The sequence below is a fragment of the Stenotrophomonas sp. RIT309 genome (assembly GCF_000632045.1).
GTDB lineage: Bacteria > Pseudomonadota > Gammaproteobacteria > Xanthomonadales > Xanthomonadaceae > Stenotrophomonas > Stenotrophomonas indicatrix.
Genome location: NZ_JFYS01000017.1, coordinates 66,674 through 89,864, shown reverse-complemented (window position 1 = coordinate 89,864; position 23,191 = coordinate 66,674). Strand labels below are relative to the sequence as shown.

Annotated in this window: 15 protein-coding genes; 7 read left to right on the top strand and 8 right to left on the bottom strand. The window is 66.2% G+C overall.

The genetic code is table 11. The annotated features are described in order from the left end of the window. The first annotated feature begins 41 nt into the window (after window positions 1–41). Complete coding sequence (locus BW38_RS09320) at window positions 42–743, top strand: pirin family protein (RefSeq protein WP_025878940.1); 702 nt, start codon at window positions 42–44, stop codon at window positions 741–743. 54 nt (window positions 744–797) lie between these two features. Here BW38_RS09320 and BW38_RS09325 read toward each other — a convergent pair whose 3' ends face one another. Both BW38_RS09325 and BW38_RS09330 read right to left on the bottom strand, forming a co-directional pair. Further along, window positions 798–2,993: a TonB-dependent siderophore receptor gene (locus tag BW38_RS09325; protein ID WP_032976529.1), complete on the bottom strand. Its 2,196-nt coding sequence runs from the start codon at window positions 2,991–2,993 to the stop codon at window positions 798–800. Window positions 2,994–3,150: 157 nt separating this feature from the next. Continuing rightward, window positions 3,151–3,846: an alpha/beta hydrolase gene (locus BW38_RS09330; RefSeq protein ID WP_032976528.1), complete on the bottom strand. Its 696-nt coding sequence runs from the start codon at window positions 3,844–3,846 to the stop codon at window positions 3,151–3,153. A gap of 187 nt (window positions 3,847–4,033) precedes the next feature. Between BW38_RS09330 and BW38_RS09335 the strand changes: the two genes are divergently transcribed. Continuing rightward, entirely contained in the window at window positions 4,034–5,173 is a 1,140-nt protein-coding gene (locus BW38_RS09335; protein WP_032976527.1) for an MFS transporter, read from the top strand. Between the two features lie 3 nt (window positions 5,174–5,176). Here BW38_RS09335 and BW38_RS09340 read toward each other — a convergent pair whose 3' ends face one another. Further along, window positions 5,177–6,328 (bottom strand): alpha/beta fold hydrolase, encoded by a 1,152-nt coding sequence (locus BW38_RS09340; protein WP_032976526.1) that lies wholly within the window; start codon window positions 6,326–6,328, stop codon window positions 5,177–5,179. Between the two features lie 183 nt (window positions 6,329–6,511). Between BW38_RS09340 and BW38_RS09345 the strand changes: the two genes are divergently transcribed. From BW38_RS09345 to BW38_RS09360, 4 genes are all read left to right on the top strand, one after another. After that, on the top strand, window positions 6,512–7,858 hold the full coding sequence (locus tag BW38_RS09345; RefSeq protein WP_032976535.1) for a cytochrome c: 1,347 nt from the start codon (window positions 6,512–6,514) through the stop codon (window positions 7,856–7,858). Then, window positions 7,855–8,781, top strand: a complete 927-nt coding sequence (locus BW38_RS09350; protein ID WP_032976525.1) for a c-type cytochrome — start codon at window positions 7,855–7,857, stop codon at window positions 8,779–8,781. Before BW38_RS09345 ends, BW38_RS09350 begins: the two co-directional genes overlap by 4 nt. 117 nt (window positions 8,782–8,898) lie before the next feature. Then, entirely contained in the window at window positions 8,899–11,277 is a 2,379-nt protein-coding gene (locus BW38_RS09355) for a TonB-dependent receptor (protein WP_032976524.1), read from the top strand. 10 nt (window positions 11,278–11,287) lie between these two features. After that, a complete protein-coding gene (locus BW38_RS09360; RefSeq protein ID WP_032976523.1) occupies window positions 11,288–13,396 on the top strand; it encodes a phospholipase C, phosphocholine-specific in 2,109 nt (702 codons plus the stop codon). Between the two features lie 55 nt (window positions 13,397–13,451). On the opposite strand, the gene BW38_RS09365 is transcribed toward BW38_RS09360, so the two are convergent. The 4 genes from BW38_RS09365 to BW38_RS09380 all read right to left on the bottom strand — a co-directional run bounded on the left by BW38_RS09365 (window position 13,452) and on the right by BW38_RS09380 (window position 19,683). Continuing rightward, on the bottom strand, window positions 13,452–15,047 hold the full coding sequence (locus tag BW38_RS09365) for an alkaline phosphatase D family protein (protein ID WP_032976522.1): 1,596 nt from the start codon (window positions 15,045–15,047) through the stop codon (window positions 13,452–13,454). 11 nt (window positions 15,048–15,058) lie between these two features. Next, window positions 15,059–17,992, bottom strand: coding sequence for a TonB-dependent receptor (locus BW38_RS09370; RefSeq protein WP_032976521.1), 2,934 nt, complete (start codon window positions 17,990–17,992; stop codon window positions 15,059–15,061). Between the two features lie 141 nt (window positions 17,993–18,133). After that, complete coding sequence (locus BW38_RS09375; protein WP_032976520.1) at window positions 18,134–19,171, bottom strand: FecR domain-containing protein; 1,038 nt, start codon at window positions 19,169–19,171, stop codon at window positions 18,134–18,136. After that, on the bottom strand, window positions 19,168–19,683 hold the full coding sequence (locus BW38_RS09380) for a sigma-70 family RNA polymerase sigma factor (RefSeq protein ID WP_025878928.1): 516 nt from the start codon (window positions 19,681–19,683) through the stop codon (window positions 19,168–19,170). The genes BW38_RS09375 and BW38_RS09380 overlap by 4 nt, the downstream gene beginning before the upstream one ends. Before the next feature lie 272 nt (window positions 19,684–19,955). On the opposite strand from BW38_RS09380, the gene aceE reads away from it, so the two are divergent. Beyond that, complete coding sequence (gene aceE / locus BW38_RS09385) at window positions 19,956–22,628, top strand: pyruvate dehydrogenase (acetyl-transferring), homodimeric type (protein WP_032976519.1); 2,673 nt, start codon at window positions 19,956–19,958, stop codon at window positions 22,626–22,628. A gap of 57 nt (window positions 22,629–22,685) precedes the next feature. Here the strand turns inward: aceE and BW38_RS09390 are convergent, their stop codons facing one another. After that, entirely contained in the window at window positions 22,686–23,168 is a 483-nt protein-coding gene (locus BW38_RS09390; RefSeq protein ID WP_032976518.1) for a hypothetical protein, read from the bottom strand. Between the last annotated feature and the right edge of the window lie 23 nt (window positions 23,169–23,191).

Below are 23,191 nucleotides of genomic sequence, written 5' to 3'. Positions count from 1 at the left end.
CACCCCGCCCCATCGAAACCATCGAACAAGGAGATTCCATCATGCTGCAGATCCGCAAGAGCGCTACCCGTGGCCTGGCCGAGCATGGCTGGCTGTCCTCGCGCCATACCTTCTCGTTCGCCAGCTACTACGACCCCCGCTATGTGAGCTTCGGCCCGCTGCGGGTCATCAACGAAGACAAGGTGATCGGCGGCCAGGGTTTCGGCACCCACAGCCACAGCAACATGGAGATCGTCTCCTACGTGCTGGGCGGCGCGCTGGAACACAAGGACTCGATGGGCACCGGTTCGGTGCTGCGCTACGGCGACGTGCAGCGCATGAGCGCAGGCAGCGGCGTCAGCCACAGCGAGTTCAATCATTCGGCCAGCGATCCGGTGCATTTCCTGCAGATCTGGATCTTCCCGGAGGCCGAGAACATCGCGCCGTCGTATGAGGAGACCCACTTCACGCCGGAGAGCAAGCGTGGCCAGCTGCGCCTGATCGCCTCGCCGGATGGCGCCGATGGTTCGCTGCATATCCATCAGGATGCGCGCATCTTCGCCACCATCCTCGATGGCGAGCAGAAGCTGCACCACGCCCTGGCTGCCGGCCGCGGCGCGTATGTGCAGGTGGCGCGTGGCCAGCTGCAGGTCAACGGCATCACCCTGGAAGCGGGTGACGCACTGCAGGTCAGCGACGAGGCACAGCTGACCCTGGAAAACGGCAACGACGCCGAAGTGCTGGTGTTCGACCTGAAGCTGTAACCAGCATGCCCGCGATGCCATCCGGCAGCGCGGGCATGTCCTGTTGCAACGCGATCAGAACCTGTACGTCACTGCCAGCCGCACGTTGCGCGGCTCGCCCCAGGTGTAGGTGCTGTACCAGCTGAAGATCGTGTAATAGCGCTTGTCCAGCAGGTTGTTGACGTTGACCGTGGCCGACAGGCGATCGTTGAACTGGTACCGGGCCATGGCATCCAGCAGCCAGTACGGCTGGGTGCGATGAACCACCGACGTGCCACTGGCGGGGTTGGTGATGTCGCCGAACGTGGAGTCCTGCCAGCGCGCACCGCCACCGACGGTCAGGCCCTGCCAGTCGCCGCGCAGGCGGTAGCTGGTGTGCAGGCTGAACTGGTTTTCCGGCTCCAGCGTGGTCACCTTGCTGCCGGCCTGGCGGGCGATCTTGTGCGCAAAGCCACCCTGCACCTGCCAGCCCTCGGCCAACTGCCCGGACATCTCCAGTTCGTAGCCTTTGGTGCGTACGCCCATCAGTGCGCGATAGGCGTCTTCTCCGTTGGGCGTTTTGCCGCCTGTAGGCTGGGCGAAATTGTCCTGGTCGAGCTGGAACAGTGCCGCGCTGGCATTGAAGCGGCCGTCGAGGAACTCCGCCTTCAGGCCCATTTCATAGCTGCGGCCTTCCAGCGGATCCAGTGCCTTGCCCTGTTCATCGCGTTCGCTGTGCGGCTTGAAGATGGTGCTGTAGCTGGCATACACCGAATAGTGCTGGCCAAGGTCGTAGACCACGCCGGCATAAGGCACGAACACGCCGGTCTCGCGCGTCTGCGGCGAACGGTAGCTGGCCAGGCGGCTGCCGACGATCACCTTCAACGGGTCGGCCACGTCGAAGCGACCGACCACGTACAGGCCGTTCTCGCGGGTCACCTCATTGTTGCCATAACCGCGCTGCCATTCCGGCTCCGGGATGTCGCCCTTCCAGCTGTTGTAGTCGGCAACGGCGGTCGGGTACCCGGGCTGCGGCGAATAGCCGGTGTTGGTCCAGCGCTTGCGCGAGGCACTGCCGCCGACCACCAGTTCATGCTGGCGACCGAACAGGCCGAAATTGCCGCTCAGATAGAAGTCGGCCGCGTTGCTGACCGTCTTGCCGACGTACTTGCCCAGCCACAACGAGACGCCTTCGCCGGTGACCGGATCGGGATTGCCACCGGCCGCACCTGCCAGTGCCGCATCGTAGCCGTTGACCTGATGGTTGAGCTGCAGCTTGGCTACCCAGTCGTTGTCGAACGTATGTTCCAGCGTGGCAAAGCCGGTGCGCACGTATTGGCGCCAACCGCTCCAGTGGGTGCCGTTGTTGAACGAGCGCGGCATGTCGTTGAAATTGCCCTGGCTGTCCAGCAGCGGAATACCGCCCCAGGTCGAGCCCTTGGGATCGCTCTCCAGCACGTCGCCACCGACTGTCAGCAGCGTGCGTTCGCCCAGATCGGCTTCCAGCACGGCATAGCCGACCTTGCTGGTGCGCTGGTAGAAATCCAGATTGGAATGCTTGTCCTGCCAGGCACCTACCGCGCGCCCACGCACGCGGCCATCGGCAGTCAGCGGGCCGCCGACATCGACTTCGGCACGGTAGTCGTCCCAGCGGCCGACGCCCAGCGTCGCACTGCCAGCAAATTCCTTGCCCGGCTTCTTGCGCACCAGGTTGATGGTCGCGCCGGGGTCGCCCATGCCGGTCAGCAGGCCGGTGGCGCCCTTGAGCACTTCGATGCGGTCGTAGATCGCGGTATCGCTGAGCGTATTGCCGGCCGAGTACGCCGAGTCGCGTGACATCGGAATGCCGTCGTACTGGAAGTTCTGCACGGCAAAACCACGTGCGTAGTACTCGGTGCGCTCACTGTCGTAGGTGACGATGCTGATGCCCGGGGTCACCCGCATCACGTCATCGATGCCATCCAGACCGAAGTCGTCCATCTGCGCGCGGGTGATCACGCTGATGGTCTGCGGGGTCTGCCGCGGAGTCAGCACCAGGCGCGTGGCGGTGGCGATGGTACCCGGCGTGTACGCGCCGCTGCCCTCGGTGATGGTGCCCAGCTGGTTGGCGGTGACCTGCACGGTCTGCAGGGTCTGCGAGGCTGTCCTGCCCTCTTCTTCAACCGGCGCCGATTGCGCCGAGGCGGCGCCGGCAGTGGCCACTGTGGTCAGCAGAAGACCATTGGCAAGGGCCCTCGCCAATGGGCGGCGACGCAGGGACAGCACGGAAAAACGAACAGGCACAGACGACACGACGGGACCTCCACGAAGGGGTGGGATCCTCTGGCGGCGGCTCGAGGGGAAGGGGGGAATGCGGCCAAGGGCGGCCGGCGCAGGAGTTTACTCTCCTGCGCCCCCGCTGTCGTGGGGTGGCGCCAGTGCCTGACCAGGGACTTCTGCCTGGCGCTAGTCAGCCGTCGACGGCAGCCACGGCCTCCAGGATCAGTGCTGCCACTTCGGAGGGATGCGAGGCCAGCGAGGCATGGCTCGCCTCCAGCTGCAGCAGGCGCTTGGGTTGCATGCGTTCGGCCATGGCCTTCTGGTTCTGTGGCGCGATCATCCGGTCCTGGTTGGAAAGCTGGTACCAGCTCGGCTTGTGCTTCCACGCCGGATCGCTGATCGCATCGCCGAAGGTGCTGGCCAGCGGCGCCTTCTGGGTCACCGCCATCACCCAGCCTTCGTCGGCACTGAGGTCCTGGCAGAAGCTCTCATGGAACTTGTCGGCACGCAGCCACAGATAGCCATCGCTGTCCGGGGCGAGGTTCGGTGCCGCTTCGGGCAGGTGCTGCTGGGTGATGCCACCGGGGCTCTCACCACTGTCCGGCGCAAATGCGGCGATGTAGACCAGCGCCTGCACATTCGGCTGGTTGCCGGCTTCGGTGATCACCGCACCTCCGTAGGAGTGCCCGACCAGTACGACCGGGCCATCGATCTGGCGGATCATCCTGCGCGTCCGCTCGGCGTCGTTGACCAGCGAGGTCAGCGGCAGTTCGACCGCCTTCACCTGGTCGTGGCCCTTGCGGTGCAGCTCCAGGATGACCTTGCCCCAGTGTGCGGCCCCGCCCCAGAACCCATGGACGAGGAGGATGGTCGGTGTGGTGCTCATGCGCTGATCTCCGGCGGCGGCCGGGCGGAATGCCGACCGTCGGGCTACTCTCCACTGATGGCGTTAATCAACGGTGACGCATCCGGACCACTGCATTCGTATGCGTCGCCCGATGTCATCCATGGCACTTGCCGATGGCTTCTGAAAACGTTTTCATGAAGAGGATCTTCTGGAGCCTTCCTCGCGCATGACGCCCTCTTCTCCCCGCGCCCAGCAGCACGCGACCCGCGCTGCGTTCTTCATTCCTGGCTTTGCCACCGCTGCCTGGGCACCGATGGTGCCCTTCGCCAAGGCCAAGGCCGGTTTGTCCGACGCCAGCCTGGGCGGGCTGCTGCTGTGCCTTGGCCTCGGCTCGCTGCTGGCGATGCCACTGGCCGGTGCGTTGACCGCGCGCCTGGGCTCGCGCCGGTTGATGATCGCGACCACGGCCTTGATCCTGCTCGCCCTGCCACTGCTGACGCTCGCCCCCACGCCGCTGGCACTGGGAGCAACGCTGTTCGTGTTCGGCGCGGGTGTGGGGGCGATGGACTGCACGATGAACATGCAGGCGGTGGCCGTCGAGCGCGATGCAGGGCGGCCGATGATGTCCGGCTTCCACGCGTTCTACAGCATCGGCGGCTTCATCGGCGCCGGCTGCATGACCGGCCTGCTGGTTCTCGGCACGCCCCTGTGGCTGGCGTCATTGGTTGCCGTGGCGGCGATGCTGCTGGTGGCCCTGTTGTCGGCACCGCACTGGCGCCCGCAGCGCATTCTGCATGACGGCCCGATGCTGGCCCTGCCGCACGGCGTGGTGCTGTTCATCAGCGTGCTCGCCTTCGTGGTGTTCCTGGCCGAGGGTTCGATGCTGGACTGGAGCGCGGTGTTCCTGGCCGAAATACGCCACGTGCCGCGCGACCAGGCCGGTGCCGGTTTTGCCGTGTTCACGCTGGCGATGACGGCGATGCGCCTGTTCGGCGATGGCATCGTCGAGCGCCTTGGCCGCACCCGTACCATCGTCATCGGCGGCATCACCGCTGCGGCCGGTTTCGCGCTGGCCACGCTGGTGCCCTCCTTCGCCATGGCGCTGGTCGGCTACGTGCTGGTGGGCCTGGGCTGCGCCAACATCGTGCCCGCCCTGTTCTCGATGGCCGGCCAGCAGCGCGCGATGCCGGAGAGCATTGCGATCACCGCAGTCACCACGCTGGGCTATGCCGGCATTCTTGCAGGCCCCGCAGCGATCGGCGCGCTCGCCCATGCCACCAGCCTGGGCTTTGCCTTCCTGTGCGTGGCAGCGATGCTGCTGGGTGTAGCGGCATCTGCACGTTCGCTGGCCCGCCGCCTGCCCTGAAGCTCAGCCGCGTGCTGGGGTTTTTGCGGGTGTGTCGACGCCATGCACCAGCCATTCGGCCTGGGCCGGCAACTGCGGTGCCGGACACGCGGCTTTCGGATGGTGCTCGTCGCGCGCCATCCAGTCATCGACCACTCCGGCCAGCAGGTCCAGCCGCAGCGGCAGGGTGATGTGATCTTCGCCGCGCATCTCGATGTAGTGCGCACGCGGATTGGCCTGCGCCAACGCGCGGCCTTGGCTGACCGGAATGTGCTGGTCGCCCTGCCCGTGCAGCAGCAGCACGCAGGCGCGGGTATCGGCCAGCGCGCGGGCAACATCCACCTTGTCCAGATCCACGTCGATGCGGCGGCTGGCGGCGGCCACCACCTGGTTGATGTCCTGGCTGCCGTAGCGCCAGCGTGCATACGAAGCGATGGCCTGTGCCTTCAACCCTTCCGGCTGCAGGGCCATCAGATGCGGAATCATGGTGCGGATCGCAACCCCGGCATTGGCGAACGATTCCATCGCCACCACGCCGGCGACCTGGTCGCCCAGCTTGTCGGCGGTGAACAATGCGGTGGCAGCGCCGTAGGAAACACCGAACAGGTACAGCGGGCCGGTCACTTCGCCCCGCGCGCGCAGTTCGGCGATGACATCCACAACATCGTCCGACTCGTAGGTGCCGTAGCCGGAGGGACCGGCGCCGGACTGGCCATGGTTGCGCAGGTCCAGGGTGATCACGCGGTAGCCCGACTCGGCCAGCTGCAGCGACCATGGCAGCATCGAATCACCGTTCATCATCCAGCCGTGCAGCAGCACCACGGTGCCGCGCGGTGCCTGAGCGCGGAACGGCTGCGGTACGGACAGGCTCAACCCGGTATCCAGCGGCAGGCCGTTCTGGTGCTGCTGCGGCAGGTAGTGGTAGCGCGCACCGTAGTCGCCCGGATCGAAAGCACGCCAGAAGATCGGCACGCCATCACGGCCCGGGGCAAAGCCATGCCGGTTCGGCAGCGCGGCCACAGCTGCGGCGATACGCGGTTGATCAAGCAGGGTCGAGACGCCACCGGGCGCGATCAGGCGGTCGCTGAGCGAGGTGGACGAGGCCGTCATCGAGGAAGAGCATGCAGCCAGCCACAGGCCGGCGCACGCCAGCAAAAGCAGCAGCAGGCGCTTCATGGGCAGTCAGGGGAAAAGTGCGACAGCGTGGCAGGTTAGCGGCCACGCCCGGCGCCATCTATCGCAGCTGGATGACGGGTTGATGACAGCGCAGGATCGATTCAGCTTGTCACAATGTCGCGACCGGCCAAAGCATTGATCCGGATCAATGAACGCCATCGCACGAATGGCCACAGTGCCGGCATGCGCACCCCGTTCAAGCTCGCCATTGCCCTGGCCGCCACCTTGGCCGCCGCTTACGGCATCGCCCGCAGTACACCGTACTGGTTCGCCCCACCGCAACAGGCCGAGGTCGACATCCACGACCCGGCCCTGATCGAACAGGGCCGGTACCTGTCGCGTGCTGCCGACTGCGCCGCCTGCCATACCGCACCGGGCGGCAGGCCGTTCGCCGGCGGCCTTGGCATGCAGACCCCGATGGGCACGCTGTACTCGACCAACATCACACCGGACACGGAGACCGGCATCGGCGCATACGACTACGCCGATTTCGAGCGCGCGGTGCGGCGTGGCATCCGCCATGACGGCCAGCCGCTGTATCCGGCCATGCCCTACGCCTCGTACGTGATCGCCAGCGATGCCGAGATCAAGGCGCTGTATGCCTACTTCATGGGTGCGGTGCAGCCGGTCCGGCAGGACAACGCCGACAGCACGATTCCGTGGCCGGCAAACATGCGCTGGCCGCTTGCCTGGTGGCAGCTGTTGTTCGCACGCCCGCGCAGCTTCAGCCCTGATCCCACCCTGGATGCCGGCCAGCAGCGCGGCGCCGAACTGGTTGAAGGCCTGGCCCATTGCGGCGCGTGCCATACCCCGCGTGGGCTGGCCTTCCAGGAAAAGGCGATGGCCGACGATGGCAGCCGCCAGTTCCTGTCCGGCTCGGTGCTGGAAGGCTGGTATGCGAAGAACCTGCGCAATGAACAGACCGGCCTGGCCAGCTGGAGCGAAGCCGAAATCGTCGAGTTCCTGCGTACCGGCCGCACCGATCGCTCCGCGGCTTTCGGCGGCATGGCCGATGTGGTCGAGCACAGCACGCAGTACCTGTCCGACGCCGATCTGCTGGCGATGGCACGGTACCTGAAGCAGCTGCCGGCCCGCGAAGGGCGCAGCGCGCAGTGGACGCCGGGCACCGACACCACTACCGCCGCACTGCGCGGCGGCGACTACCGGGTGGCCGGTTCGCTGGCCTACGCCGAACACTGCCAGGCCTGCCATCGCGCAGATGGCCGCGGCATGCCACGGGTCTACCCAGCCCTGGCGGGCAACTCCATCGTGTTCGCCGATGATCCCAGCTCGCTGGTGCAGGTAACCCTGACCGGCGGGCGCACGCCACATACCGCGCATGACCGCATGGCATTCACCATGCCGGGCTTCGAGCAGCTGCCCAATGCGCAGCTCGCCGACATCCTCACCTTCATCCGCAACAGCTGGGGCAACCAGGCCAGCGCGGTCACTGAACTGGACGTAGCGCGCATGCGCCGGGTGGTGCGTGACAAGCCGGCGCATGTGGTCCCGCAGGAGACGGCGCAATGAGGCGTTCGAAGAAGCGTTCGACAGTGTTGATCGCCAGCGCGGTCGTTGCGGTGCTGCTGGCCGGTGCTGGCACGCTGCTGTACCAGCACCTGTACCCGGACCTGGACGCGGAAGTCGCGAGGACCCTGGACATCCTCGACAGCCACGGCCAGGTGGTGGGCCAGTACCACGTACCCAGTGCCGAGGAGATCGCCAGCCTCGGCAACGCCGACGCGGTGATGTTCGGCCGTCGCCTGCTCAACGAGACCGCACGCCTGCTGCCGGACAACGTCGGCAACGATCTGAACTGCAATTCGTGCCACATGGCCGAGGGCAAGCGACCGTTCGGCAACCACTACCTGAACACCGGAGGCGGCAGCTACCCGCGCTACATGCCGCGACCGGGCAGGGAAATCGGCCTGGCCGAGCGCATCAACGGTTGCCTGCAGCGTTCGATGAACGGCAAGCCGCTGGCCAAGGACGCGCCGGAGATGCGTGCGATGCTGGAATACATGGCGTGGCTGAGCCGCCCGGTACCAGAGGGTGCGCGCGTGGCCGCGCCCAGCGAAGGGCCGATCGACAGCACGCTGACACCGGACCCGATACGTGGACAGGCGCTGTATGCCGCGCAGTGCGCCGCCTGCCACGGCGACAACGGCGAAGGCCGGCGCGACGCCAGCGGCGATATCGCGTTCCCGCCGTTGTGGGGCGAGCGCAGCTTCAACATCGGTGCCGGCATGGCGCGGCTGTACAAGGCCGCAGGCTTCGTCAAGCACAACATGCCGCCGGCAACGACCCGTGAACCGCCACTGGGCCAGCAGGTGATGCCCGACCAGGACGCGGTGGATATCGCCAGCTACTTCATCAACCAGCCGCGCCCGGACTTCGCCGGCAAGGCCAAGGACTGGCCGCGCGATCCGAAACCCAAGGACGCGCGCTACTGAGCAATGCCCCGGTCTTGCCGGCCGTCACACAACACACTCCCTGCATCTGCGCGTCACCGCCATGTCATCGGCGCTGCCGACACTCCCGGACTTTCCTCCCTTGAAGGTCCGGTTTCGATGCGAACGATTGCGCGCTTTCCCCGTATCTCGCTGCTTGCCCTGCTGATTGCTCCCGCACTGGATGCCCTGGCTGAAGCACCGCAGGGCGATGTGGCCGATACGCGAAGCGCCGACGCGCGGACCCTGGACCAGGTGCAGGTGATCGGCCAGGCCACCAGTTATGCCAAGACCTCGGTGCGCCAGGAAACGTTGAACCGGCAGACCGTGTTGAGCAGCGTCAATGGCGCGCTCAACGAAGTGCCCGGCGTGGTCGTCAGCGAAGCCGATGCCACCGGTTCCTCGGTGTGGGGCACGCAGATCAGCATGCGCGGCTTTGTCACCAACCGCGACACCCAGCAGATCGGCACCACCATCGATGGCCTGCCCAATGGTGGTTCCGGTTATGGCGGCGGCTCGCTGGCCAACCGCTACATCGACACGCTCGACCTGGAAACGGTGGAAGTGAGCCAGGGCACGGCCGATATCTCCTCGCGCTCGAACGAAGCACTCGGTGGCACCCTGAACTTCCTCACCAGCGACCCACTGCAGGAGCAGCGACTGCGCATGGTGGTGGGTGCCGGTGACAATGAAGCGCGCAAGTACTACGTGCGCTACGACACCGGCATGCTTGCAGGACACACCCGCGCGTGGATCAGCGCATCGTCGGCGCGCGTGCATGACTGGATCGACGGCACCGGCCACACCAGCAACGACAACATCGCCGGCAAGTTCATCACCGAGCTGGACCGCTGGACCCTGACCGGCTACCTGTCCTACAACGATGCCGACGAGCCGGAGTACACCAGCGTTTCGCCGAAAGGGTTCGCCACCAACCCCGACCGCGACGGCCTGGTCGGCACCCTGACCGGCATTCCGTATCTGGACCAGAACTACCGTTCCGGTTCGCGCGCACTGCGCGAGAACACGTTCGGCTACCTGCGCGCGGCCTTCGATGGCGGCAACGGTTTCAAGGCCTCGATGGCCGCCTACGGGCACCGCATGCAGGGCCGCGGTGACTGGCTGCCGCCGTACCTGGCCGACGTCAACGACGACGGTGCCGGTCGCCCGCAGTCGGAGTACCTCGGCGGCAGGACGGTCTACGGTGGCAGCAACCGCGGCCAGATCTACTTCGTGAACCCCGACGGCAGTTCCGCCCAGCGCCTGGCCAGCTGCACGCCGCGACTCGGCTTCAGCGCCGAGTACGACCCCAACTGCTACGCCGGCAACGTGCAGGGCGCGCAGTCCTACCGCCACTCCCACTACGACAACGATCGCATGGGCGTTACCGCCGACGTTGAATGGCGGCAGACCTTCGGCGCCATCGACAACACCGTGCGCGGCGGGCTGTGGGTGGAGAAGCTGGACCGTTCCGTGCGCCGCGATTGGCACCGCCTGCTCAACGTCGGCCAGGACATCGCCTTCGACCACCAGCCCTACTGGGTGCAGTTCGAGGACAAGTACAAGGTCGATGAGCAGATGTACTACGTCGAGGACGTGGCCCGCTTCGGCCCGTTCAGCGCGCGCCTGGGCGTAAAGCAGTTCTTCGTCGACCAGTCCCGCCGCCGCGTTATCGGCGCCGCCGAGAATGTGAAGTCCGACTCGAAGTCCGATCCGCTGCTGTCCACCGGCTTCACCTGGGCCCCGGGTGTGGAGGGCATGGAACTGTTCGCCGGCTACTCGCAGAACTTCGCCGCGATCCCGTCCGGCGTGCTGGGTGAAACCGATCCCCAGCGCTTCCGCAACGTCGAACCGGAGACCGCCGACAACATCGAACTGGGCATGCGCATCAGCCGCTGGCCGCTGACCGCCTCGGTCACCCTGTACAACATCAAGTTCGACAACCGCATCGTGTATCTGCCAGCCGGTCTGGTCAGCGGCATCGACTACCTCGGCGAGACCGATGGCGTCTACGAGAACTTCGGCGGCGTGGAGAGCAACGGCCTGGAAGCGGCCTTCGGCTACGGCTGGGACAATGGCTGGCGCATCAATGCGGCCTACACCTACAACCGTTCCAAGTACCTGGGCAGCGGCAACGACGCGCGCGACACGCAGCTGGGCATCGTCGATGGCGCCAAGGTGATCGGCCAGCCGGAGCAGATCCTGGTGGTGTCGGCCGACTGGCAGGGTGAGAACTGGAACTTCGGCCTGTCCGGTCGCTACCTGGGCGAACGCTACCTGGATGCGGCCAACGTCAACAAGCTGCCCTCGGCCACCGTGTTCAACGCCAACATCGGCTTCGACCTGCAGGGCCTGTCGCCGCGCCTGAAGGGCATGGGCGCCAACCTGGTGGTGAGCAACCTGACCGACAAGCGTTATCTTGCAGGGGTGGACGGCCGCGACAACGCCTTCATCGGCGCCCCGCGCACCGTCGGCATCTCCTTCCGCGTGGACCTGTGAGTGTGACCCTGTGACTGATACCGGCCGACGCCGACTGTTGCAGGCCGGCGTCGCCGCCGGCCTTTCGCCGCTGCTGCCCAGCATCGCCCGGGCAGCAGCGATCGCCCCTGCCTCGCGCACGCGCAGCCTGCAGGACCTGCAGCACATCGTGGTGTTCATGCAGGAGAACCGCTCGTTCGACCACTACTTCGGCACGTTGCCGGGCGTGCGTGGCTTCGGTGACCGTTTCGTTGCCCCGGCATCGCCGCTGCCCGGTGGCGACCGCCCGCGCAGCCTGTGGCTGCAGCCCGACGCCAGCGGACAACGCGCCATCGCCCCCTTTCCGTTGGATACCGCTGCGCACTTCGGCTACATGCGGGTGGAAGGCACGCCTCACACCTGGCCTGATGCACAGCAGGCGTGGGACCACGGGCGCATGGCGCACTGGCCCAAGGCCAAGCAGAACCATTCGATGGGCTACTTCCAGCGCAGCGACATGCCGTTCCAGTTCGCCCTGGCCGATGCGTTCACGCTGTGCGATGCCTACCACTGCGCGATGCAGGCCGGCACCAACCCGAACCGCGTGTTCCTGTGGACCGGCCACAACGACGCCCAGGGCCAGGCAGGCGGCCCGGTGATCGCCAATTCGCACGACAATTTCCCCGAGCTGGGCGGCCATCCGGACTCGTACCGCTGGGCCAGCTATGTCGAGCGGCTGCAGCAGGCCGGCGTGTCCTGGCAGATCTACCAGGACATGGCCGACAACTTCACCGACAACCCGCTTGCCGGGTTCGAGACCTTCCGCCAGGCGTACCGCAGCGCCCCGGGGCATGACCCGGAGCTGCGCGCGCGCGGCGTCAGTACCCGTGGCCTGCCGCAACTGCGCGAGGACGCGATCAGCGGCCGCCTGCCGCAGGTGAGTTTCATCATTGCCGACGCAGCCGGCAGCGAGCACCCCGGTCCGTCCAGCCCCGCGCAGGGCGCCGCCTATACCGCGCGCCTGCTGGATGCATTGACCGCCGATCCAGAGGTGTGGAGCCGTACCGCCCTGCTGCTGATGTTCGATGAGAACGATGGCTTCTTCGACCATGTGCCGCCACCGGCACCGCCCTCCCCGCTTGGTGCCGGCTGGGCCGGCGCGTCGGCGGTCAGCACCGAGGGCGAATACCACCACCGCCCGGCACCGGGCGACGAGAAATACGATGCCGCCGAGCTGCGCGGGCGCCCCTATGGGCTGGGCCCGCGCGTACCGTTGTATGTGATTTCACCGTGGAGCCGCGGCGGCTGGGTCGACTCGCAGGTGTACGACCACACGTCGGTGCTGCGTCTGATCGAGCGCCGCTTCGGCGTCGCCGCGCCGGACATCTCGCCGTGGCGGCGTGCGGTCTGCGGTGATCTGAGCAACGCCTTCGACTTCGCCCAGCGCGACACCCGCCCCTTCGCCAAGGCGCTGCCCGATGTCACCGCTGTCGCCGCGCGCGCCGCCGCCCTGCCCGGCCGTACCGTGCCCGCGCTGCCCGATGGCCTGCATCCGGCCCGCCAGGAGCCCGGCGTACGTCCTGCACGGGCACTGCCCTATCGGCCGCAGGTGCAGGCCACATCGGTGGATGGCGCTGGCCTCACCCTGCAGCTGGCCAGCGATGGCGCCGGGGCCGTGCTGCATGTCTACGACCGCCTGCGCCTGGACGCCGTTCCGCGCCGTTACACCGTGGTACCAGGTGCCCCGCTGCAGGATCGCTGGCCGCTGGATGCGCAGGGTCGTTACGATCTCTGGCTGCTGGGACCGAATGGATTCCATCGCCATTATCGCGGCGATGGCACGCTCGCGCCGCTGCACGCGCACGTGGAGCGCGCGGACGGCCAGATGCGCCTGACACTGCGCAATCCATCGCCTTCAGCGCGGAAGGTCCAGGTGCAGGCCGGCGCCTACGCCGGCCACATGCCCACCCGCGAACTGCAGCTGGTGGCCGGCGCGGCAACCGTACTGGCCTGGGATCCCGCACCAACCGCAGGCTGGTACGACCTGATCGTGCGCTCGCAGGGCGTCGAGCAACGCCTCGCCGGACGTGCCGAAGACGGCCGGCCTGGCACCAGCGACCCTGCCATGGACAGCGAACCGCTGCGCTTCGATCACGGCTGAAAGTGATTCCGTGGAGCCGGGCGCGTGCTCGGCTCCACAGGGTGGAACATCCCGCTCAGGCCTCCTGCAACCCCGGCCGGCCGTGCTCCACGGCATAGCGCTTCCAGCTCTGCAGCGCGCCGTTCGGCTGCATGACCGTATCGAGCGTCTTCATGTCACCGATCCAGGCATCACGAGTGACGTCGCACAGCACATAACCACGCTTGTCCGTCGTCGCCTTCAGGTGCGGACTGTGCCGCAGCTGGTTCTCTGCATAGGCATCCACGCCCTGCCCGTCTGCGCCCGACGTGATCGAAGTGGCCAGGAACTCACTGGAAATCACCCCGGAATCGGCATTGTCCTGCACCAGGTCGCTGGCATAGTGGCGGTGCGCATCGCCACAGGCGGTTACCACGTTGCCGAAGCCCACCTTCTGGATGTGATCGAGCAGGCGGCGGCGGCTGGACAGATAACCGGACCACTGGTCGTCGGAGGCCTGCACCACGCCGTCCTTCTCGCGCAGGTAGTTGCCCAGCGAAACCTGGTGGGCGATGGTGTGCCAGCGCGACGCGGCGTCGGCCAGGCCGTCGAACAGCCATTGCTCCTGCTTTGCGCCAACAATGCTGCGTTCGGGAGATTCCACCTGCCCGCGCTGCGCGATGTCCACCTGCTTGCTGCGGTACTGGCGGGTATCGAGCAGGTGCAGGTCCAGCAGCGTGCCATAGCGCGCGCGCCGGTACATCTGCATATGGCCGTCGCGCGGGAACGACGAAGCACGCAGCGGCATGTTCTCGTAGTACGCCTGGAATGCCTGTGCGCGGCGCAGCAGGAACACTTCACTGGGCGTGCCGTCCTGGTCCTCGGCGCCGGCCCAGTTGTTGTCCACTTCGTGGTCATCGAACGTGACGAACCACGGCGACGCGGCGTGCGCGGCCTGCAGGTCCGTATCGGTCCTGTACTGCGCGTAGCGCCGGCGATAGTCGTCGAGCGTGTAGGTCTGCGGGCCAACATGGTTGCGCAGGTTGGTGAACGGCTGGCCGTTCATCCTGCGCACGCCAGGCTGGCTTTCGCCCTCGTAGATGTAATCGCCGTAATGGAACACGAAGTCGAGCGGCTCCTCGGCAATGTGCCGCCATGCACTGTAGTGCCCCTCCTCGTAGTGCTGGCAACCGGCCACCGCGAAGCGCACGCGGTCGACCCGTGCGTTGGCCGCAGGCAGGGTGCGGGTGCGGCCAATCGCACTGGCATGGCCTCCCACGGTGAAGCGGTACCAGTACGGCCGCCCAGGCGCCAGGCCATCCAGTTCCACGTGCAGCGCATGGCCAAGCTCGGGGTGGGCCAGCGCGGTGCCCTGCCGCACCACGGTGCGCATGCTCTCGTCGGCGGCCAGCTGCCATGCCACCGCCATCGGCCGGGTTGGCATGCCGCCGCCGAACACCAGTGGCTCGGTGGCCAGCCGCGTCCACAGCACCACGCCGTCGGCCGACGGATCACCCGACGCCACGCCGAGAGTGAACGGTGTACTGGCAAAGCGCGGCGATGCGAGCAGATTGCGCGGATTCAGCGCTGCCACATCGTTCTGCGCGGCCAGCGCGCGGGCCGTTCCGGCCCACGCACCCAATGCGGAAAGTCCGGACAGGGCAAGGAAGCGCCTGCGATTGATCGTATCCAAGACGGTCGCCTTCAGTTGTAGATGATGTGGAAGTAGAAGAAGCGGCCGTAGTCATCGATCTCGGTGCGGAAGCGCCCGTTCGGACCGGTGCTGTAGGTCGGCTGGGTGTTGAACAGGTTCTTGGCCTCGTACTTCAGCGTCACGTGCTTGCTGACCTTGTGGCTGAAGGCCAGGTTGAAAGTCATGTACGGGTCGTAGTACGAATCCAGCCACTGGGTATCGCCGAAGTCGACCAGCATCCGGCTGCGGTAGGTGCCGGATACGCGCAGCTGCGAGCTCTTCCATGGCATGCGCCAGATCACCGAGCCGTTCACCGACCAGTCCGGCTGGTACAGCAGGCGGTCCAGGCGGCGCTCGCTGCCGTCGCTGATGCGGTAGTTGGTCTGCCCGTCCAGGCGGGTGGCATTGAGGTACATGTCGAAGCGGTGGCGGCCCCACTGCAGGTTGCGGTTGGCTACCGCGAACTCGACACCGCGCAGCGTCGACTCATCTGTGTTCATCGGCTGGGTGATCCGGTAGCGGATGTCGCCGACGTTCTCGAACGTGGTCAGGGTGTAGATGTCGTCCTTGATGACCTTGTCGAACAACGCCACCGAGACCAGGCCGTTGTTGCCGTTGAAGTACAGGTCCCAGGCAAGATCGAGGTTGGTCGAGCGGCGCGGCTGCAGCGAGGCATTGCCCTGCTTGATGGTGCAGAAGCCTCCGCCCAGCTCGTCGTCGCCGCAGCTGGTGCTGGTGGCCTGGGCGATGTTGCTGGGCGTCGGCCGGCCCAGCGTGCGGCTGGCGGAGAACCTCAGGCGCTGGTCTTCGCTCAGCTTGAAGGTGGCGTTCAGCGACGGCAGCAGGTTGTTGTAGCCGCCACTGCTCTTGCGGAATGCCGATGTGTAGGTGGTGCCACCATCCTCACTGAACGGGCTGAACGCATTGAAGGTGGTGTGGTCGTAGCGCAGGCCGCCGATCAGCAGCAGCCGGTCCCAGGCGTAATGCGCCGACACGTAGGCGTTGGCAATGTCTTCCACGTACTTGTAATCGCTGGTGAAGTCGGCATTCGGGTACGCCGCATCGTTGTTGCCCAGCTTCGGGTAGAGCTCGTCATGCCACTTGCGGTTGTCGATCAACGGGAAACCGGGAACGCTGCCAAGCAGGGTCGAACCCGGGTACAGATAGTCATTCAAGGTCGCGCTGGTCTTGTAGTAATCGAAATCGATGTCCTGCCAGATCTTCAGGTGGCGATACTCGGCACCGGCAGCCAGACCGAAACCGCGTGCATCGGCATCGATGTTGTAGCTGAAGTCGGCGCGCAGGTTGTCGATGCTTTCCTTGGCGTCGCGCGGCGAGATATAGGCCTGCGCCGGATTGAGCTTGAACGCCGAGCTGGTCAGCAGGCTGGAATCGGAAACACCCACGGCGTTCGGAAAACCATGGCTGTCGTTGGCATAGTCAACGAACAGGTTGCTCGGGTAGGCGCGCACGCCCCAGTAGACCTGGTTGTTGTGGAAGGTCTCTTCGGTGTGGCCGGCACGCAGGGTCAGCCGCGAGAGGTCACCGATATCCCAGTTGAAACTGGCGATCGCGCCGCGGTTGCTGCGGTCCCAGCGGTCGTGGCGGTTCTTGATGTAGATGCTGTTGATCTGGGTGGTGCCGCCGTCCTCGCTCTGGTTGCGTATCGGGAACTTGGCGTTGCCATACAGATCGGTCTTGTTCATCGTCGAGTTCTCGTAGAACCGGTACGAGTACAGCAGCAGCGAGGCATAGAACGGGTCGTCCGATGGCTTCCATTCCAGCTTGGCCGAGCCACCGAAGTTGGTGATGTAGTTGGTGTAGGTGCCGGTGCTGAAGTTGCCCGGCGCACGCAGGCCGTTCCAGCCTTTCGCCTCGTCGGGGCCGGTGGTTCCATCGGTGAGGTACTTGCCGGCATCGTTGTAGTAGTAGTTCGATTCCACCCAGCGCTTGACGCTGTTGCGCGAGCGCTGTTCGTAGCGCGCGACCGCGACGATGCCGAACTGATCGTCGCCGCCGAACTGGTTGGAAAACACTGCCTTGGCGCTCTTGCCGAAGTGACCCAGGGTCTTGTGGTCGCCCCCCGCGCTGCGCCCCACATTGGTCTCGGCCGTGGAATGGATGCCGGCCACGTCGGCGAACACGTACTTGCCGGAGCGGTCAAAGGCGCTGCGGCTGATGATGTCGATCACACCACCGATGGCATCCGGTGCCTGCTCGGCGCTGAAGCTCTTGTAGATGTCGGTGCGGGTGCCGATGTCGCTGGGAATCAGCTGCAGGTTGTTCATGCGCTCGCCGGAGCCACTGCCGCCCACGCTTGCGATCGCGATGCCGTCGATGGTCGTGTAGTTGAGATTGGCCTGCACGCCGCGCACGGTCACGTAACGCGGTTCGCCCGCATCTTCCACCGCACTCAGGCCGGGCGCGGCCATCAGGCTCTCGGCCAGCGTCTCATCGCCATAGCTGTCCATCTCGTCGTAGATCACCGAATCCTTGATCACCGGCGAGGTCTTCTTCTGGTCGATGACCTCATGGGCGGCGATCACCTTGACCGTGCCCAGGGTCGGGGCCACCACCGCTTCCGGTGGGCGCGATGCCGGTGCGGCCTGCCGGCCTTCCCGCGAGACCGGTGCCGCGTCGATGGCGATCACGTTGCCGTCCACCACCGTGTAGCGCAGGCCGGTGCCCGCCAGAAGCGTGTCCAGCGCCTGCTTGACGGTGGCTCCTCGCGGTACCGCGCCCGCCATGGGTGCAGCGCCCGCGCCGGCATACAGGAACTGCACGCCCGAGCTGCGTGACAGCTGCTCCAGCGCCTGGCTCAGCGGCTGCGCGGCGATCGCTGCGGTGACCCGGGTCTCAAGCCCATTGGCCGACGCCGCCTGTGCATGCGCGCCCAGACAGGGAGACAAGGCCAGTACCACCGACAGATAGAGCTTCTTGCGCATCACGGTTCCTTGGAGGAGAGAGGACTGCTGGTACCGCGTCGGCATGCGACGGCGGCTTCTCCCAAGTAAGAGCCGGCATCGGCGGAAGTGGAGAACGCCGATTCGATGAATTTTTTCTGACAGCGCTTCGCCGAACCGCGATCAACGGCTGGACACCCACACCGTGTCCGCTTCGCGGCGGATGACGAAGCGCGCGTCCCGCTGCAGGAATGCCTGCAGCGCTGCGACCCGGTGCGCCTCCAGGCTGCCTGACAGGCGCGCCGCGCGCGCCGCGTCATCGGTCAGCCGCACCTGTACCTGGTTGTGGCGGTTGAAGGCAGCCGCCACCTCGTCCAGCCGCTCATCGCGGAACGACACCCGGCGCTGCTGCCAGTCCAGCAGCATGGACATCGGTATTTCCAATGGCTGCACCGCATGGCTGCGGTGATCGACCTGGACCACCTTCCCGGCAGGCAGCTGCGCCAGCCGTCGTTGCCCGCTGCCGGCGGTCCAGACCTCCACCTCGCCGGACACCACGCCGATGCGCGTACTCTGCAAACGGCGCGAGACATCGAACACGGTGCCGATGTCGCGGATCTGCAGATCGCCAACCTGCACCTCGAACGGCCGGCGATCCGCTGCGATATCGAACGTGGCCTCGCCGCTCAGCAGTTCAACCCGACGGCTGAACCAGCCGATGTTCACCCGCAGACGGCTGTCTGCGTTCAGGCGCACCTGCGTCCGGTCAGCCAGCACCACCTCACGCAGTTGCCCGTGGCCGGCGATCAGCATCTGTTCGCGAGGCGTCAGCCACGGCACCAGTCCGGCCACCAGCAACAGGCAGCAGGCCACCGCAGCCACCCGCCTCCAGAGTGGTCGGCGTGATCGCGATGCAAGCACGGCGCGCGGCACGGGCACCGGTACGGCAAACAACGGCACGACTTTCGCCGTTGCCGGCAGCTCCGGCAACGCGGCCCTGTCCCCCTGCTCCTGTCCGTACGCCACCATCACCGCGCCTACCTGCCGGTGCACGTGCAGGACATGCAGGTACGCGCGTATGTGTTCGGGAGAGCGCTTCATCCATGCCATGAACTCGATGCGCTGAGCGGCGCTCAGGTCACCCTCGCGGTTGCACAGGAACCAGTGCGCGGCCTGCTCGGCCACCTCGTCATCCACCGCTGCAGGCTCCTGCCGGTTCATCCATCCTTCCCGGCGCCGAGCGCCTTCCTGCAGGCATCCAGTCCCTTGCCGATGTGCTTGCGCACCATGTGCACCGACACATCCAGCTGTGCCCCCACCTGCCGGCAATCCAGCCCATCGCGATAGTGCAGCTCCATCACCCGCCGCGTTGTCGGCGGCAGTTGCGCGATGGCGCCGCGGATTCCGCTCCAGCGCTGTGCCCGCTCGAAATCAGCTTCGATGTCCTCCTCGCTGCGCAGTACCTCGGCCAGCAGGTCGACGTCCTCGATCTGTGGCAGGCCGGAGCGCGAGCGTGCCTGTTCACGCGCCAGGTTGGCCGCCACCGCGAACAGATAGGCTTCGGGGTTCTCGATCGCCTGGGCATCTTCGCCGGTACTGCGCAGCAGCCGCAGGTAGACCTCCTGGGCCAGGTCCTCGGCATCGGCAGCCTGTGAACCACGCCGAAGGAAGAAGCCACGCAGCAGGCGGCGCCGCAAGGCGTAGCTCTTCTCCCAGATCCTGACGCTGTTCACAACCGACCAACCACCCCGAGGCTGGAAAACCCAGCAGGGTGCACACCAACGATGACATCCGCATTGCAGCGCTGCATGGCCAAGCGAAGGTTCGCGCAGACCCAATCGTCGCCCGTCTACCGGTCAGCCGATACGGCGCCTACGCTTGTCTCCTCGGCAGCCACCACGGCCGCCCCCGCGCCACGGACCTGCCGGCGCGACTCCGCTCCAGAGCTGTCGCCCTGCCGGCGGTGCCGTGCAGGTGCAGAACCGGCGCTCTCTGGAGACGCAGCATGAACCAGGCACATTTCCCTCTCGACGCCGATCCGCAGGAAACCCGCGAATGGCGCGAGTCCCTGCAGGCGGTGATTGAGGCCGGTGGCCGCCCCCGCGCGCACTATCTGCTGGACCAGCTCGATGCACTCGATGTGCAGCAGCATGGCGACCTGCACACCCGCGCGTGGACCGCCTACACCAACACGATCCCCCCCGAACGCCAGCCCGCCTACCCGGGTGACCTGGCCATCGAGCGGCGGTTGAACGCGATGATCCGCTGGAACGCCATGGTGATGGTGCTGCGTGCCGGCAGGCATTCCAATGTCGGCGGCCACATCGCCACCTACCAATCCGCAGCAGTCATGTATGACGTGGGCTTCGATCACTTCTTCCGTGGACGGACCGAAACCTTCGACGGCGACATGATCTACATCCAGGGTCATTCGGCCCCGGGCATCTACGGCCGGGCGTACGTGGAAGGCCGCATCAGTGCCGAGCAGATGGACAACTTCCGCCGCGAAGCCGGACGCGAGGGCCTGTCCTCGTATCCGCATCCGCGGCTGATGCCCGGGTTCTGGCAGTTTCCCACTGTGTCGATGGGCCTGGGCCCGCTGACGGCGGCCTATCAAGCCCGCTACATGCGCTACCTGGAATACCGGGGGCTGAAGCAGCACCAGGGCCGCAAGGTCTGGGCCTTCCTTGGTGACGGCGAAATGGACCAGCCCGAATCGCTGGCGGCCATTTCGCTGGCCGGGCGCGAGCGCCTGGACAACCTGGTGTTCGTGGTCAACTGCAACCTGCAACGTCTGGACGGACCGGTGCGTGGCAACGCCAAGGTGATCCAGGAACTGGAAGGCACCTTCCGCGCCGCCGGCTGGAACGTGATCAAGGTGATCTGGGGCAGCGGCTGGGACGAGCTGCTGGCACGCGATCACAGCGGGCTGCTGCGCCAGCGCATGATGGAGTGCGTGGATGGCGACTACCAGACCTTCAAGTCGCAGAGCGGCGCCTACGTGCGCGAGCACTTCTTCGGGCGCTACCCGGAACTGCTGGCGCTGGTGGCGGACATGAGCGACGACGAGATCTGGGCACTGGCACGCGGCGGCCACGATCCGCAGAAGGTATTCGCCGCCTACCAGCAGGCGGTGAACACCAGCGGTCGCCCGAGCGTGGTGCTGGCCAAGACGGTGAAGGGCTTTGGCATGGGCGAGGCCGGCGAAGGCCAGAACATCAACCACCAGCTGAAGAAGATGAGCGCCGACGCGGTGCGTGCGTTCCGTGACCGCTTCGACCTGCCGGTCAGCGACGGGCAGCTGGAAGAGATGCCCTACCTGCGCCCGCAACCGGGCAGCGCTGAGGCGCTCTACTTCGCACAGCGTCGCCAGGCGCAGGGCGGCCAGCTGCCGGCACGGCTGACCCAGGTCGATCCTTTGCCGCTGCCGCCGCTGTCCACGTTCAACGTCCAGTTGCAGGGCAGCGGTGATCGTGGCCAATCCACCACCATGGGCTTCGTACGCATCCTCACCACCCTGCTCAAGGATCCCGAACTGGGCAGGCTGGTGATCCCGATCGTGCCCGATGAATCGCGTACCTTCGGCATGGAAGGGCTGTTCCGCCAGATCGGCATCCATTCCTTCCTGGGCCAGCTGTACACCCCGCAGGACGCCGGCCAGCTGAGCTATTACAAGGAGTCCAAGGACGGCCAGATCCTGCAGGAAGGCATCAACGAATCCGGCGCGATCTGTTCGTGGATCGCAGCGGGCACCGCGTACAGCAACCACGGCCTGGCCACGATTCCGTTCTACATCTTCTATTCGATGTTCGGCCTGCAGCGCGTCGGTGACCTGGCCTGGGCAGCGGCCGACGCGCGCACCCGTGGCTTCCTGCTTGGCGCCACCTCCGGCCGCACTACCCTGATGGGCGAAGGCCTGCAGCACGACGATGGCCACAGCCACGTGCTGTCCTCGGTGATTCCAAGCTGCGTGTCCTACGACCCGACCTACAACTTCGAACTGGCAGTGATCATCCACGACGGCCTGCGCCGCATGTATGTGGACCAGGAAGACATCTATTACTACATCACCCTGCTCAACGAGAACTACCCGCACCCTGCACTGCCTGACGGCGCCGAAGCCGGCATCCTGAAGGGGCTCCATCTGCTGCGTCCCGCCGCTGCCGACAGCACGGCACAGCCTCGCGTGCAGCTGATGGGCAGTGGCTCGATCCTGCGCGAGGTGCTGGCCGCCGCCGATCTGCTGCAGCAGGATTTCGCCATCGCAAGCGATGTCTGGAGTGCCACCAGCCTGACCGAACTGCGCCGTGATGGCCTGGCTGCCGAGCGCTGGAACCTGCTGCATCCGGCCGACGAGCCGCGCGTTCCCTACGTGCAGCAGTGCCTGCAGGACCATGCCGGCCCGGTGGTGGTGGCAACCGATTACATGAAGATCGTCGGCGACCAGATCCGCCCCTTCATCAACGACCGGCGCTTCATCGCACTCGGCACCGATGGCTTTGGCCGCTCGGATACACGCGAATCGCTGCGCACGTTCTTCGAAATCGATCGCCACTTCATCGTACTGGCGGCACTGAAGGCCCTGGCCGATGACGGGCATGTGGAACGGGGCCTGCTGCAGCAGGCGATCGACCGGTACGGCATCGACACCGGCAAGCGCGATCCCGCCGCGGCATGACAGAACAGCAACGGCACCCGCAGAGCACGCTTCTGTGGGTGCCGCTGCATCACATCACTACGGCAACCGCTTGAACAGGTTGGTCTGCAGGATCGGCGTGCCGTCATGGCCGAAGAAGGCCTTGGTCTCGGTCATCGTTGAACGATCGGCGGCCACCGTGTACACGCGGGTGGACGCCGGCGCGCCATGATCGACCAGCTGCATCACCAGCGTATTCGGCGCCGGCAGTTTCAGCGTTGCCTGGTTGGCGCCGTAGCTGCCGGTCAACGCCGCAGGCGTGCCATCCAGTGCCAGCGTACCGTCGGATTTCATGGTCTTGCCGTCATGCAGGACGATGTCCACGTGCGAGCTCCACCTGCCCGCACCGGCATCCTTGAATTCCAGCACGACCTGTTGCGGCCGCTGCGCCTCAGGAAGTGCGGAAGTGGCGATCTCCAGCGACCAGCGGCCGAGCAGGGGCGAACGCATAGCGTCGGCCGCCTGCGCCGTCGATGCCTGCAGCGAAAGAAGGGACAGCAGCACAGCAGAAAACAGCTTCATGTGAGTCTCCTGTCGAGTGAAGA